The sequence below is a fragment of the Variovorax sp. GW531-E2 genome, from assembly GCF_059423125.1.
On the sequence record NZ_JBWKXQ010000101.1, the window covers coordinates 1 to 13,077 of the forward strand.

At 70.3% G+C, this 13,077-nt stretch carries 15 protein-coding genes and 1 pseudogene; 14 read left to right on the top strand and 2 right to left on the bottom strand.

From position 1 onward, the window contains the following. A pseudogene (locus tag AC07XP_RS31385) lies at positions 1-448 on the top strand (energy transducer TonB); the annotation flags it as partial. A gap of 24 nt (positions 449-472) precedes the next feature. On the opposite strand, the gene AC07XP_RS31390 reads toward AC07XP_RS31385, so the two are convergent. Continuing rightward, positions 473-940 (bottom strand): helix-turn-helix transcriptional regulator, encoded by a 468-nt coding sequence (locus tag AC07XP_RS31390; RefSeq protein ID WP_495266862.1) that lies wholly within the window; start codon positions 938-940, stop codon positions 473-475. 144 nt (positions 941-1,084) lie between these two features. Here AC07XP_RS31390 and AC07XP_RS31395 point away from each other — a divergent pair, with 144 nt between their 5' ends. From AC07XP_RS31395 to AC07XP_RS31455, 13 genes are all read left to right on the top strand, one after another. Beyond that, entirely contained in the window at positions 1,085-2,146 is a 1,062-nt protein-coding gene (locus AC07XP_RS31395; protein WP_062482952.1) for a class I SAM-dependent methyltransferase, read from the top strand. 16 nt (positions 2,147-2,162) lie between these two features. Continuing rightward, positions 2,163-2,384 carry a DUF1059 domain-containing protein gene (locus AC07XP_RS31400; RefSeq protein ID WP_369629923.1) on the top strand — a complete coding sequence of 74 codons (222 nt, stop codon included), beginning with the start codon at positions 2,163-2,165 and terminating at the stop codon, positions 2,382-2,384. 88 nt (positions 2,385-2,472) lie between these two features. Further along, the gene (locus tag AC07XP_RS31405; RefSeq protein WP_495266863.1) at positions 2,473-4,803 is read left to right on the top strand and encodes a heavy metal translocating P-type ATPase; all 2,331 of its coding nucleotides are present in this window, start codon (positions 2,473-2,475) and stop codon (positions 4,801-4,803) included. A gap of 1 nt (position 4,804) precedes the next feature. Then, positions 4,805-4,942 (top strand): cbb3-type cytochrome oxidase assembly protein CcoS, encoded by a 138-nt coding sequence (gene ccoS / locus AC07XP_RS31410; protein ID WP_062481719.1) that lies wholly within the window; start codon positions 4,805-4,807, stop codon positions 4,940-4,942. 87 nt (positions 4,943-5,029) lie between these two features. Further along, positions 5,030-6,472: a cytochrome-c oxidase, cbb3-type subunit I gene (gene ccoN, locus AC07XP_RS31415; RefSeq protein WP_095746592.1), complete on the top strand. Its 1,443-nt coding sequence runs from the start codon at positions 5,030-5,032 to the stop codon at positions 6,470-6,472. Positions 6,473-6,498: 26 nt separating this feature from the next. Next, complete coding sequence (ccoO, locus tag AC07XP_RS31420; protein ID WP_062481700.1) at positions 6,499-7,143, top strand: cytochrome-c oxidase, cbb3-type subunit II; 645 nt, start codon at positions 6,499-6,501, stop codon at positions 7,141-7,143. 22 nt (positions 7,144-7,165) lie between these two features. Then, positions 7,166-7,306, top strand: a complete 141-nt coding sequence (locus tag AC07XP_RS31425) for a cbb3-type cytochrome oxidase subunit 3 (protein WP_062481697.1) — start codon at positions 7,166-7,168, stop codon at positions 7,304-7,306. 13 nt (positions 7,307-7,319) lie between these two features. Continuing rightward, entirely contained in the window at positions 7,320-8,234 is a 915-nt protein-coding gene (ccoP, locus tag AC07XP_RS31430; protein WP_070062092.1) for a cytochrome-c oxidase, cbb3-type subunit III, read from the top strand. Continuing rightward, on the top strand, positions 8,231-9,658 hold the full coding sequence (gene ccoG, locus AC07XP_RS31435; protein ID WP_159275500.1) for a cytochrome c oxidase accessory protein CcoG: 1,428 nt from the start codon (positions 8,231-8,233) through the stop codon (positions 9,656-9,658). Before ccoP ends, ccoG begins: the two co-directional genes overlap by 4 nt. Positions 9,659-9,669: 11 nt before the next feature. After that, entirely contained in the window at positions 9,670-9,960 is a 291-nt protein-coding gene (locus AC07XP_RS31440) for a FixH family protein (protein WP_159273073.1), read from the top strand. Next, complete coding sequence (locus tag AC07XP_RS31445; RefSeq protein WP_062481687.1) at positions 9,957-10,199, top strand: hypothetical protein; 243 nt, start codon at positions 9,957-9,959, stop codon at positions 10,197-10,199. The genes AC07XP_RS31440 and AC07XP_RS31445 overlap by 4 nt, the downstream gene beginning before the upstream one ends. Further along, positions 10,196-11,602: an oxygen-independent coproporphyrinogen III oxidase gene (hemN, locus tag AC07XP_RS31450; RefSeq protein WP_495266864.1), complete on the top strand. Its 1,407-nt coding sequence runs from the start codon at positions 10,196-10,198 to the stop codon at positions 11,600-11,602. Before AC07XP_RS31445 ends, hemN begins: the two co-directional genes overlap by 4 nt. Positions 11,603-11,606: 4 nt before the next feature. Then, a complete protein-coding gene (locus AC07XP_RS31455; RefSeq protein WP_495266865.1) occupies positions 11,607-12,308 on the top strand; it encodes a sulfite exporter TauE/SafE family protein in 702 nt (233 codons plus the stop codon). 12 nt (positions 12,309-12,320) lie between these two features. Here the strand turns inward: AC07XP_RS31455 and AC07XP_RS31460 are convergent, their stop codons facing one another. Beyond that, positions 12,321-12,803 (bottom strand): Rossmann-fold NAD(P)-binding domain-containing protein, encoded by a 483-nt coding sequence (locus tag AC07XP_RS31460; RefSeq protein WP_223301389.1) that lies wholly within the window; start codon positions 12,801-12,803, stop codon positions 12,321-12,323. Positions 12,804-13,077: the final 274 nt, after the last annotated feature.

A 13,077-nucleotide genomic window follows, 5' to 3' on the forward strand; every position in this document is an offset into this window, starting at 1 on the left:
GAAGAAGATCGTGCGCCAGGAAACGCCCAAGGCCCCGCCGCCGCCGCGCCCGGCCTACGTGCCGCCGCCGGCCGTGACACCGCCGGCCACGTCGGCGCCCGCGATCACCGCCGTGCAGAACACCGAGCCGGTGCCGCCGCCGCCGGCCGCACCGCCGGCGCCCCCCGCGCCGCCGGCCCCGCCGAAGGCGACCACCACCGACATCGCGGTGGCCTGCCCGCGGCAGGTCAAGCCCGAGATGCCGCGCAAGGCGATGGACGAAGGCATCGGCGGCGTGGTCAAGGCCGAGGTGCGCATCAAGGGCGGCCATGTGCAGGAAGTGCGCTTCCTGTCGGGGCCGCGCGTGTACCACTCGGCCGTGCGCGCCGCGGTGATGCGCTACGAATGCCAGACCACGGGCGATGCCGAGGTGCTGGCGACGCAGGAGTTCGTCTTCCGCATCGAGTAGGGGGAAGGAGCCGGTCTCTCTTCTTCAGACAGATCGGCCCATGGCGAGCGCGCGCATCACGGCGGCCGTGCGCGTCTCCACGCCCAGCTTCACGTAGACATGCTCCAGGTGCTTGTGCACGGTGCGGGGGCTGATCGTCAGCAGGGCGGCGATCTCGGCGTCGGTCTTGCCCTGCGAGAGCCAGTGCATGACATCGCCCTCGCGCGGCGTGAGGCCGGCCGGCTGCGCATCCGGCAACGGCACAGGAGCGCGGCAGGCCAGCCGGTACAGGAAGGCCACCGCCATCGCATGCTCCAGCCCCACGCGCCGGCAGTAGTCGGCCTGCTGCGCGGCGCGGCGCAGTTCGCGCCGGCCCGGTGCCTTGGCGACGCGGCGGGTGGTGCGCGTGGGATGCGCGTCGGCGCTGCGATGCCGCACGGGCACATGGCCGGACTCCAGTTTGTCCAGCAGGCGAAGCGCGCTCGCCCAATCGTTGCGCGACAGGTGCGTCATGGCATGCCCTTTCACGGTGCATACGCATTGCTGCGTATGGCGCCCGCACGCATCGAGAGACAGGATGCTCGCAGGCCCTTTGCCTCGAATTCAGTATAGGCAGGCAGCGGGCGCGCCAGTCGCTTGTCGACGAAGGGGATACACATGGCCATCGACGAAACACGGCTTAACGCGTTCATGGGTAACTTCGTCCACGACATCGGGGCCGTGATGCATGCGGCCACCATCGTCGTCGGCGACCAGCTCGGCCTGTACAAGGCGCTGGCCGAAGGCCCCGCCACCGCGGAGCAGCTCGCCCGCCGCACCGAGACCGACCCGCGCTACCTGCGCGAATGGCTCTCGGCCCAGGCCGCCAGCGGCTACGTCGAGTACGACCCCAAAGGCGAGCTGTTCTCGCTGACCGAGGAACAGGCTTTCGCGCTGGCCGAGGAAGGCAGTCCGGCCTTCGTGCCCGGCGCGTTCCAGATCGCCGTGGCGCAGTTCAAGATCATTCCCAAGATGGTCCAGGCCATGCGCACGGGCCTGGGCATCGGCTGGCACGAGCACGACGTGGCCCTGTTCCATGGCACCGAGCGCTTCTTCCGGCCCGGCTACGCGGCCAACCTGGTGAGCCAGTGGATTCCGGCGCTCGAAGGCATCGAGCCCTTGCTGAAAAGCGGCGCGCGTGTGGCGGACGTGGGCTGCGGGCACGGTGCCTCGACGCTGCTGATGGCGCAGGCCTATCCCCAATCCAGCTTCGTCGGCTTCGACTACCACGCGCCGTCGATCGAGCGTGCGCGCGAAACCGCGCGCAAGGCCGGCGTCGACGATGAAAAGCGCCTGCGCTTCGAGGTCGCGAGCGCCAAGGACTTTCCCGGCGAAGACTACGACCTGGTCGCCGTCTTCGACTGCCTGCACGACATGGGCGACCCCGTCGGTGCGGCGGCGCACGTGCGGCGCACCCTCAAGCCGCAGGGCACGTGGATGATCGTCGAGCCCTTTGCCAACGACCGGCTGGAAGACAACATCAACCCGGTGGGGCGCGTGTTCTATTCGGCCTCCAGCTTCATCTGCACGCCGGCCTCGCGTTCGCAGGAAGTGGGCCTGTGCCTGGGGGCGCAGGCCGGCGAAGCGCGCCTGCGCGACGTCGTCTCGCAGGGCGGCTTCTCGCACTTCCGCCGCGCCAGCGAGACGCCTTTCAACCTGATCTTCGAAGCACGTCCGTAAGGACAAAGGAGGCGCCATGTCCCGCCAATACATCGACTGCCGCGAGTACCCGAGCACGATGAACTGCAGTGTCGCGCTCTGCGCCGACTCCGAAGGCGAACTGCTCGATGCTGCCGTCCAGCACGCCGTGGCCGTTCACGGCCACACCGACACGCCCGAACTGCGCAAGCAGCTGGCGAGCATGTTCAAGGCCGGCACGCCGCCGGTGCAGCTGGAGTCCGCGAAGACACCTGCCTGACGGTGATGGTTGTGCGCGGCCCCGGCCGCCGCAACGAACCTTGATGCAGATCAAACGCTTGCATCGGCCCGGCATTTAGCCTGCCCCGATGCAAGCTTCCGCCGCGCTCGCGCCGTTTCCGTCCGTTCCATCGTCCGCCGGGAGTGACGCCCGCGCCGACGCCTGGCAGCTGCTCGACGACCCCGCCGAGTGGGCCGCGTTCGGCCGCCCGCTGGAGGCCGGCTCGGGCCGCTGGGAATCGCAGGTGGCGGTCGAAGGCATGCACTGCGCGGGCTGCGCCTTCACCGTCGAGGCCGCGCTGGCCCAGGTGCCCGGCGTGGCCGAGGTGCAGGTGAATGCCGCCAGCCGGCGCGCGCGCGTCGTGTGGTCGGCCACGGCCACGCGGCCTTCGCGCTGGTTCGAGGCCAGCGCGCGCGCGGGCTACCCCTTGCTGCCGGCCGGCAGCCGCAGCGCGCGCGAGACGCGCACGCGCGAGTTGCGCATGGCGCTGTGGCGCTGGCTGGTCGCGGGCTTTTGCATGATGCAGGTGATGATGTACGCCTACCCGGCCTACGTCGCGCGCCCCGGCGACATGACGGCCGACGCGGCGCAGCTGCTGCGCTGGGCCTCGTGGGTGCTCAGCCTGCCCGTGGTGCTGTTCTCGTGCGGGCCCTTCTTTCGCAGCGCCTGGCGCGACCTGCGCATCGGCCGCGTCGGCATGGACCTGCCCGTGACCTTCGGCGTCGTCATCACCTTCGTCGTGAGCACGGCCGCCACCTTCGACCCCACGGGGCCACTGGGGCACGAGGTCTACTTCGACTCGCTGACGATGTTCGTCTTCTTCCTGCTCACCGGCCGCTGGCTCGAGGCGCGGCTGCGCGACCGCACGGCCGGCGCGCTCGAGGCGCTGATGCACCGGCTGCCCGACAGCGTCGAACGCCTCGGGCCCGACGGCGGGTGGACGCGCGTGGCGGTGCGCCGGCTCGCGGCGGGCGACGTGGTGCGCGTGCGGCCCGGCGAGGCCTTCCCGGCCGACGGCACGGTGATCGACGGCGACACCACCGCCGACGAGGCGCTGCTCACCGGCGAGTCGCGCCCCGTGCCGCGCCCCTGCGGCGACCGCGTGCTCGCGGGCAGCCACAACCTCTCGGCCGTGGTGCAGGTGCGCATCGCCTCGGTGGGCGAGGGCACGCGCTTCGCGCAGATCGTGCGGCTCATGGAAAACGCCGCGCTCGACAAGCCGCGCCTGGCCCGGCTCGCCGATCGCGTGGCGCGGCCCTTTCTCATCGCGGTGCTGGCCTGCGCGTTCGGCGCGGGTGCGCTGTGGTGGGCGGTCGATCCCGGCAAGGCGCTGATGGTCGCGGTGGCGGTGCTGATCGTCACCTGCCCGTGCGCGTTGTCGCTCGCCACGCCCGCCGCGATGCTGGCGAGCGCCGGTGCGCTGGCGCGTGGCGGCGTGCTCACGTCGAACCTGCAGGCGCTCGAGGCGCTGGCCGGCGTCGACACCGTGGTGTTCGACAAGACCGGCACGCTCACGGGCGCCACGCCGCGCCTGGAGCGCGTGTACTGCCGCCAGGGCCTGCGCCCCGGCGACGCGCTGGAGATCGGCGCGGCGCTCGCGGCGCTGTCGCTGCATCCGGCCGCACGCGCGCTCGTGAACGCCTGGCAGGCGCAGTTCCGCGCGCCGCCGGCCTGGTCGGCGACGCAGCTGCGCGAGACGGTGGGGCAGGGCGTGGCGGCCTCGCTGCACCGGCGCGATGCGGTGGACGACCACGGTGCGCGCCCCGTGCGCCTGGGCTCGGCGGCCTTCTGCGAGGTGCCGCCGCTGCAGGTCGATGCGGCGCAGATCCACCTGAGCGACGACGAGGGCTGGCTCGCCAGCTTCGTGCTCGCCGAGGAGTTGCGCCCCGACGCCACGCAGGCCGTGGCGGCGCTGCAGGCTCAGGGCCTGTCGGTGCGCCTGCTCTCGGGCGACCGCGAGAACGCGGCGCGTGCCATCGGCGCGCAGGCCGGCATCGCGGCGGTGCAGGGCGACTGCGCACCCGAAGACAAGCTCGAGGTGCTGTGGCAATTGCAGGCGGCCGGGCGCGAGGTGGCGATGGTCGGCGACGGCCTGAACGACGGCCCCAGCCTGGCGCGCGCCAACGCCTCGTTCGCCTTCGGCCGTGCCGTGCCGCTGTCGCGCGCGCGGGCCGACTTCGTGGTGCTGGGCGATGCGCTGCAAGCGATTCCTGCGGCAGTAGCGCAGGCGCGCCGCACGCTGCGCGTGGTGCGCCAGAACCTGTTCTGGGCCGCGGCCTACAACGCCGTGTGCGTGCCGCTGGCCGTGGCCGGCTGGCTGCCGCCGTGGCTCGCGGGGCTGGGCATGGCCGCGAGTTCGCTGCTGGTGGTGCTCAACGCGGCGCGCCTGGCCGCGCCGGGGAAAGCGGCGGTGGCCTGAGATGGACGTGCTGTTCCTGCTCGTGCCGCTGTCGGTGGTGCTCGTTCTGGCGATCCTCGGAGGCCTTTGGTGGGCCATCGAGCGCGGCCAGTTCGAGGACATCGAGGTCGAAGGCGACCGCATCCTGAACAACGACTGACACAGCGATTGATGGCTTGATCTGCATCAAGCCTGCCCGGGCGACGCGGGCAGACACTGCCCGCAAATCACATTCACGGGCACCACGATGCAGCAGACCACGCACCCTCCCGCGGCCATCTACGACGACACCGTCGTGCGGCAGTTCGCACTCATGTCGGTGGTCTGGGGGGTGGTCGGCATGCTGGTCGGCGTGATCATCGCGTCGCAGCTGACCTGGCCCGAACTCAACCTCGGCATTCCCTGGCTCAGCTACGGCCGCCTGCGTCCGCTGCACACCAACGCCGTGATCTTCGCCTTCGGCGGCTGCGCGCTCATGGCCACGAGCTTCCACGTCGTGCAGCGCACCTGCCAGGTGCGGCTGTTCGCGCCGGCACTGGCCTCGTTCGTGTTCTGGGGCTGGCAACTGGTGATCGTCGCCGCCGCCATCAGCCTGCCGCTGGGCTACACCAGCGGCAAGGAATACGCCGAGCTCGAGTGGCCCATCGACATCCTGATCGCCGTGGTCTGGGTGGCCTACGCCATCGTGTTCTTCGGCACCATCGGCCTGCGCAAGGTGCGCCACATCTACGTGGCCAACTGGTTCTACGGCGCCTTCATCATCGCGGTGGCGCTGCTGCACATCGTCAACAGCGCGGCCATTCCGGCCGGCTGGATGAAGAGCTACTCGGCCTACGCCGGCGTGCAGGACGCGATGGTGCAGTGGTGGTACGGCCACAACGCCGTGGGCTTCTTCCTCACGGCCGGCTTCCTGGGAATGATGTACTACTACATCCCCAAGCAGGCGGGGCGCCCGGTGTACTCGTACCGGTTGTCGATCGTGCACTTCTGGGCGCTGATCTTCACCTACATGTGGGCCGGCCCGCACCACCTGCACTACACCGCGCTGCCCGACTGGACGCAGTCGCTGGGCATGGTGTTCTCGCTGATCCTGCTGGCGCCCAGCTGGGGCGGCATGATCAACGGCGTGATGACGCTCTCGGGCGCCTGGCACAAGCTGCGCACCGACCCGATCCTGCGCTTTCTGATCGTCGCGCTGTCGTTCTACGGCATGTCGACCTTCGAGGGTCCGATGATGTCCATCAAGACCGTCAACGCCCTGAGCCACTACACCGACTGGACCGTGGGCCACGTGCACTCCGGCGCGCTGGGCTGGGTAGGCTTCATCACCATGGGGTCGCTGTACTACCTGATCCCGCGCATGTACGGCCGCCTCGCCATGTACAGCGTGCGCGCCATCGACGTGCACTTCTGGATGGCCACCATCGGCATCGTGCTGTACATCGCCGCGATGTGGATCGCCGGCGTGATGCAGGGCCTCATGTGGCGCGAGATCAATGCCGACGGCACGCTGACCTACACCTTCGTCGAAAGCGTGAAGGCCACCTTCCCCTACTACCTGGTGCGCGTGATCGGCGGCGTGCTCTACCTGGGCGGCATGCTGGTCATGGCCTGGAACGTCTGGATGACCGTGATCACCGGGCGCTCGGTGCGCGCCGAGATCCCGGCCGTTGCCGCCGCCCACGCCTGAAGCCCCGAAGCCTTTGAAGACGCACGATGAACGCACCTGACAACCAGAACTCCGCGCCCGCCGCCACCGGCTTCACGCACGAGAAGGTCGAGACCAACAACCTGCTGATGATCGTGCTGATCCTGCTGGTGGTGGCCATCGGCGGCCTCGTGGAGATCGTGCCGCTGTTCTTCCAGAAGTCGACCACCGAGGCCGTGGAGGGCGTGAAGCCGCTCACGCCGCTGCAGCTGGCCGGCCGCGACGTGTACCTGCGCGAGGGTTGCTACAACTGCCACTCGCAGATGATCCGCCCCTTCCGCTCGGAGACGCTGCGCTACGGCCACTACTCGGTGGCCGGCGAGTTCGTGTACGACCACCCCTTCCAGTGGGGCAGCAAGCGCACCGGCCCCGACCTGCACCGCGTGGGCGGCAAGTACAGCGACGAGTGGCACCGCATCCACCTGAACAACCCGCGCGACCTCGTGCCCGAGTCGAACATGCCGGCCTACCCGTGGCTGGAGAAGGGGCTGGTCGACGCCGGCAGCATCGCCACCCGCATGCGCGCGCTGCGCACGGTGGGCGTGCCCTACACCGACGAAGAGATTGCCAAGGCCGCCGACGAGGTCGCCGGCAAGACCGACATGGACGCCACCGTGGCCTACCTGCAGTCGCTGGGCCTGGCGCTCAAGTAAGAAGAAAGAACAGGCAACGCCCATGACCGACATCACCACCCTGCGCATCGCCGCCACCATCGCCTGCTTCGTCGTCTTCATCGGCATCGTGGCCTGGGCCTGCTCGCGCCGCAACACGCAGCGCTTCGCCGAAGCGGCCCGGTTGCCGTTCGAGCAGGACTGAAGGGACACACACGATGAGCGACTTCATTAGTAACTTCTGGTCCAGCTACGTGGCCGTGGCTTCGCTGCTGAGCATCCTGGGCTGCGTGCTGCTCCTGTGGCTCACGGCGCGCAAGCGCGTGCCCTCCGACGCCGACAACACCACCGGCCACGTCTGGGACGAAGACCTGCGCGAAGCCAACAACCCGCTGCCGCTGTGGTGGGTGGGCCTGTTCGTGCTGACCATCGTCTTCTCGCTCGGCTACCTGGCCGTGTTCCCGGGCCTGGGCAGCTTTCGCGGCACGAACGACTGGAGCTCGCGCGCCGAGTACCAGCAGGACGTGGCCAAGGCCACGCAGGCGCTGGCGCCGGTGTACGCGCGCTACGCGCCCATGCCCCTGGAGGAGGTCGCGCGCGACCCGCAGGCCCGCGCCATCGGTGAGCGCCTGTTCATGAACAACTGCGCGCAGTGCCACGGCTCCGACGCGCGCGGCAGCAAGGGCTTTCCCAACCTCACCGACGCCGACTGGCTGCACGGCGGCACGCCCGACAAGATCGTCGAGTCGATCACCAAGGGCCGCATCGGCACCATGCCGCCGGCCGCGGCGATGGTCGGCACGCCCGACGACGTGAAGAACGTCGCCAACTATGTGCTGAGCCTGTCGGGCGAGCCGCACGATTCGCTGCGCGCGGGCCTGGGCAAGCCCAAGTTCGCCGCCTGCGCGGCCTGCCACGGCATCGGCGGCGTGGGCAACCCGGCGCTGGGCGCCCCGCGCCTGAACGACCGCATCTGGCTGCACGGCTACGGCGAGGCCGCCATCGTGCAGATCATCAACGAGGGCAAGCACAGCGCCATGCCCGCGCAGGAAGGCCGCCTGACCGAGGCCCAGATCAAGCTGCTGGCCTCCTACGTGTGGGGCATGTCCAACCCTGCGACCGGGACGCCATGACGCGAAAGACGGTCATCCCGATCGTCAGTGCGCCGCCCGCCGCCGCGCCGGAGGTCGGCCTGTACGAGGCGACGAAGAAGATCTACCCGCGCAGCGTGCAGGGCCTGTTCGCGCGCTGGCGCTGGGCCATGGTCTTCCTCACGCAGCTGGTGTTCTACGGCATGCCTTGGGTGGAGTGGGGCGAGCGGCAGATGGTGCTGTTCGACCTGGCCGCGCGGCGCTTCTACATCTTCGGGCTGGTGCTGTATCCGCAGGACCTGATCTACCTGTCGGGGCTGCTGGTGATCAGCGCGCTCTCCCTCTTTCTCTTCACGGCCGTGGCCGGCCGCCTGTGGTGCGGCTACGCCTGCCCGCAGACCGTCTACACCGAGATGTTCCTGTGGGTGGAACAGCGCATCGAAGGCAACCGCAGCGCGCGCATCCGGCTCGATGCCGGCGCGTTCTCGCTCGAGAAGCTGGTGAAGAAGGCCTTCAAGCACCTTGTCTGGATCGGCATCGCGCTGTGGACCGGCTTCACCTTCGTGGGCTACTTCACGCCCATCCGCGAGCTGGGCATGGCCTTCCTGCAGACGCAGATGGGCTCGTGGGAGGTGTTCTGGGTGTTCTTCTACGGCTTCGCCACCTACGGCAACGCCGGCTTCATGCGCGAGCAGGTGTGCAAGTACATGTGCCCCTACGCGCGCTTCCAGAGCGCGATGTTCGACCGCGACACGCTCATCGTCAGCTACGACCCGCGGCGCGGCGAGCCGCGCGCGCCGCGCCGCAAGAACGTCGACCCGCGCAGCGCCGCCCTGGGCGACTGCATCGACTGCAGCCTGTGCGTGCAGGTGTGCCCCACCGGCATCGACATCCGCCAGGGCCTGCAGTACGAGTGCATCGGCTGCGGCCTGTGCGTGGACGCCTGCGACAGCGTGATGGACAAGATGGGCTACGCGCCGCGCCTCATCCGCTACGACACGCAGAACGGCATGGAGGCCGGCTGGTCGCGCCGCCAGCTGTGGCGCCGCGTGCTGCGTCCGCGCGTGCTGGTCTACACCGCATTGCTCGCGCTGCTGGTGGCGGGCCTGCTCGCCAGCCTGGTCGCGCGCACGCCGCTGAAGGTCGACGTGGTGCGCGACCGCGCCTCGCTGGCGCGCATCGTCGAGGGCGGGCGGCTGGAGAACGTCTACCGGCTGCAGATCATGAACGCGACCGAGCGCACGCAGCACTACCGCATCGCCGCGCGCGGCATCGAGGGGCTGAGCGTGGCCTCGCCCGACGAGGCCATCGAGGTCGAACCCGCGCAGGCGCGCTGGGTGGCGGTGCGGCTGCAGGTGCCTTATGGCGCCGCGCCGGCCGGTTCGCACACGGTGCACTTCGACATCCGGCAGGCGGATGGCGCGGCGCAGGTTTCCGAAAAAGCGGTCTTCCTGGTGCCGCGCTGAAAGGTCTTCCCATGAACGATGCCCTGCCGATGAACGCGCCCGCGACCTCAGGCCCCTGGTGGCGCTACCCGCTGGTCTGGCTGGTGATCGCGGGGCCCGCGGCCGTGGTGCTGGCCAGCATCGCGACCGTGTGGCTGGCGCTGCGCACGCCCGAGGTGCTGGTGTCGGAGGACTACTACCGCGAAGGCATCGAGATCAACCGCACGCTGGCCGACAAGAAGCGCATGCCGGCGCAGGCCGGGCGCAACCACGCGGCGACGCCGGAGGACGATGTGCCGGTGCCCAAGAGGGCGGCCCCATGAGTGCCATGCGCCGCATCGCCGGCATCCTGTGGCCGTCGTTCCTCGTGGCCTGCGGCATGGAAGTGCTGGTGTTCGCCATGATCGACCCGATCCATTCGTACTGCGGCGCCGACGCGCTGCGCATGTCGCGCCAGGGCATCTACACCGTGTCCTTCTTCGTGTTCTGGCTGATGGCGGCGGCCTCGAGCGCGTGCACCACGCTGCTGGCGCTGCCGTCCGAGAAAGAGACTGCGTCATGAGCCTGCCCCTGGCGTGCGTTCCCGAGACCCCGTCCGTGTTGCCCGTCGAGCTGCTGCGCCGCTTCGACGTGCCCGGCCCGCGCTACACCTCGTACCCGACGGCCGACCGCTTCGTCGAGACCTTCGGTGCCGACGACTATGCGCAGGCGCTGCACCTGCGGCGCGACGCGGATACGGCCGGCGAGCCTTTGTCGCTGTACGTGCACATCCCGTTCTGCGAATCGCTGTGCTACTACTGCGCCTGCAACAAGGTCGTGACGAAGCACCGCGAGCGCGGGCGGCAGTACCTCGACTACCTCGCGCGCGAAGTGGGGTTGCAGGTCACGCGGCTTGGCCCCGGTGCGCCCGTCGGCCAGCTGCACCTGGGCGGCGGCACGCCGACCTTTCTCGACGATGAGGAGCTGGGCGAACTGGTGGCTCTGCTGCGCCGCGCGTTCGCCTTCGTGCCGGGCGGCGAGCAGTCGATCGAGATCGATCCACGCACCGTCGATGCACAGCGCCTCGCGGCGCTGGCCGCGCTCGGCTTCAACCGCCTGAGCTTCGGCGTGCAGGACTTCGACCCCGCCGTGCAGCAGGCCGTGCACCGCATCCAGCCGGCGGCGCAGGTCTTCGCGCTCATGGACGCGGCGCGCGCGCTGGGTTTCAAATCGATCAACGTCGACCTGATCTACGGCCTGCCTCGTCAGAACGATGCCTCGTTCGAGCGCACCCTCGCGCAGATCCGCGAACTGCGGCCCGACCGCATCGCGCTGTATGCCTACGCCCACCTGCCGGAGCGCTTCAAGCCGCAGCGGCGCATCGCGGCCGACGAGCTGCCCGACGCCCCCACGCGCGTGCGCATGCTCGGGCGCGCGATCGCAGCGCTCACCGAAGCCGGCTACGTCTACATCGGCATGGACCACTTCGCGCTGCCCGACGACCCGCTGGCCGTGGCCAAACGGGAGGGCCGGCTGCACCGCGACTTCCAGGGCTACAGCACCCAGCCCGACGGCGACCTCGTCGCGCTCGGCGTGTCGGCCATCGGCCGCGTGGGCGCGACCTACAGCCAGAACGCGAAGACGCTGGAGGACTACTACGCGCTGCTCGACCAGGGCCGCCTGCCCGTGGTCAAGGGGCTCGCGCTGTCGGACGACGATGTGCTGCGCCGCGAGGTCATCATGGCGCTGATGTGCCGCGGCCGCGTGGACTTCGACGCCGTCGAGGCCGCGCACGGCATCGCCTTTGCGGACTACTTCGCCCCCGAGCGTGCCGCGCTGGCGCCGATGGCCGAACAAGGGCTGGTGCGCCTGTCGCCGCGTGCCATCGAGGTCACGGAGGCCGGCTGGTTCCTCGTGCGTGCGGTGGCGATGGTGTTCGACCGCTACTGCGCCGCGACGCGCACGCGCTTTTCGCGCGTCGTTTGATTCGATGGATTCCCCCGCACTCGCCGGCGCCGCATTGCTGATGGGGCTCGCGGGCGGGCCGCACTGCGTGGCGATGTGCGGCGCGGTGTCGTCTGCGGTGATCCGCATCGTGCCGGTGGGCAGGCCCGCGCAGGCCGTGCATCCCGTCGCACCGGTCGTCTTCCACCTCGGCCGCATGGCGAGCTACGCAGCCGCCGGCGCCATCGCCGCCGCGAGCCTGCACGGCCTGGGCGCGGCCAGCGCGCAGGTCGCGGCCTGGCGGCCGCTGTGGGTGATGCTGCATGTGTTCGTGCTCGCCTGGGGCGTGGTGCTCGCCGTCGCGGGCCGCCAGCCGCTGTGGGCGCAGCGCGCCGGGCGTGCCCTCGAGGCTCGCCTGCGGCCCATGGCCGGCGGCTCGCTGCTGGGCGTGCTGGCCACGGGCACGTTGTGGGTCGCGATGCCCTGCGGCCTGCTGTATTCGGCGCTCATGCTCGCCGCGTTGGGCAACGGGCCGTTGCAAGGTGCCTCGACGATGGCGCTGTTCGCGCTCGGCAGCAGCGTGTCGCTGCTCGCTGCGCCGTGGCTGTGGCAGCGCTTGCGCGGATGGGGCGACAGCGGCACGCGCCAGGCCTGGGGCGCGCGGCTGGCGGGGGTGTTGCTGGCGGCGGTGGCGTTGCAGGCGCTGTGGATGGACCTGAGCCACCGCATCGCCGACTGGTGCGGCTGAGGCGCTAACTCCTCAGGCGATGCTCTCGATCAGCAACGCCTGTAGCACGAAGCGCCGGTTGTCCGCTGCCGCCGTGCGTTCGCCGAGCAGGCCTGCGAGCGCGGCCGTGGGGTGGCTGTCGGCCGCTGCACCGTCGTGCACCGGAATGCCCGCATGCTGGCCGATCTGGCGCACCAGCGCGGCATCGATGCCCTCGCAGGCGACGGCGTCGTACAGCCGCCCGAGCATGCGCGCCGTGTGCTGCAGCTCCTGCACCGGCGTGTCGGTCGACAGGCTGGAACGCATGGTCGCGACCTGCGCGCCCAGTTCCTCGGCGGCCTGGCGCAGCAGGGCGAGCGCGGCGCTGTCGCCGGTCTCGCTGAGCAGGCCCAGGTTCTTGCCGCGCAGCAGCCGCGGCGGCGCGGCGCCGTCGAGCGCGGCGCGCTGGAGCAGCCGGGCGCGGCCGAGCAGGCTGGCCTCTCTCTGGGGCGACAGCGCGGCGGTGGAAGGGTGCATGGCAAGGTTCGACATGTGTCTCGCGGAGGCTAGCCACCCAGGCCGCGCCGGCCTTGACGCACATCAAGGAGCGCGCCGCTGTTACACGCCGGACACAGAGCGTTCACCCGACGTTACGCACCGATGCGGGCCGTTGTCACTGCGGGGCCTCGCGCTTCCTAGCATCGAGACATCGCCTGATCGCAGGCAACGTCACACAAGACAGACAGAACGCCGAGGAATCCCCATGCTCACGAGTGCCCGCCCCAACCCCATCCTCCCGCTTCGGCCCCTG

Excerpts from the sequence above, each read along its gene's own strand:
- AC07XP_RS31390 (WP_495266862.1), bottom strand. The coding sequence starts at position 940 with ATGACGCACCTGTCGCGCAACGATTGGGCGAGCGCGCTTCGCCTGCTG.
- AC07XP_RS31395 (WP_062482952.1), top strand. The coding sequence starts at position 1,085 with ATGGCCATCGACGAAACACGGCTTAACGCGTTCATGGGTAACTTCGTC.
- AC07XP_RS31400 (WP_369629923.1), top strand. The coding sequence starts at position 2,163 with ATGTCCCGCCAATACATCGACTGCCGCGAGTACCCGAGCACGATGAAC.
- AC07XP_RS31405 (WP_495266863.1), top strand. The coding sequence starts at position 2,473 with ATGCAAGCTTCCGCCGCGCTCGCGCCGTTTCCGTCCGTTCCATCGTCC.
- ccoS (WP_062481719.1), top strand. The coding sequence starts at position 4,805 with ATGGACGTGCTGTTCCTGCTCGTGCCGCTGTCGGTGGTGCTCGTTCTG.
- ccoN (WP_095746592.1), top strand. The coding sequence starts at position 5,030 with ATGCAGCAGACCACGCACCCTCCCGCGGCCATCTACGACGACACCGTC.
- ccoO (WP_062481700.1), top strand. The coding sequence starts at position 6,499 with ATGAACGCACCTGACAACCAGAACTCCGCGCCCGCCGCCACCGGCTTC.
- AC07XP_RS31425 (WP_062481697.1), top strand. The coding sequence starts at position 7,166 with ATGACCGACATCACCACCCTGCGCATCGCCGCCACCATCGCCTGCTTC.
- ccoP (WP_070062092.1), top strand. The coding sequence starts at position 7,320 with ATGAGCGACTTCATTAGTAACTTCTGGTCCAGCTACGTGGCCGTGGCT.
- ccoG (WP_159275500.1), top strand. The coding sequence starts at position 8,231 with ATGACGCGAAAGACGGTCATCCCGATCGTCAGTGCGCCGCCCGCCGCC.
- AC07XP_RS31440 (WP_159273073.1), top strand. The coding sequence starts at position 9,670 with ATGAACGATGCCCTGCCGATGAACGCGCCCGCGACCTCAGGCCCCTGG.
- AC07XP_RS31445 (WP_062481687.1), top strand. The coding sequence starts at position 9,957 with ATGAGTGCCATGCGCCGCATCGCCGGCATCCTGTGGCCGTCGTTCCTC.
- hemN (WP_495266864.1), top strand. The coding sequence starts at position 10,196 with ATGAGCCTGCCCCTGGCGTGCGTTCCCGAGACCCCGTCCGTGTTGCCC.
- AC07XP_RS31455 (WP_495266865.1), top strand. The coding sequence starts at position 11,607 with ATGGATTCCCCCGCACTCGCCGGCGCCGCATTGCTGATGGGGCTCGCG.
- AC07XP_RS31460 (WP_223301389.1), bottom strand. The coding sequence starts at position 12,803 with ATGCACCCTTCCACCGCCGCGCTGTCGCCCCAGAGAGAGGCCAGCCTG.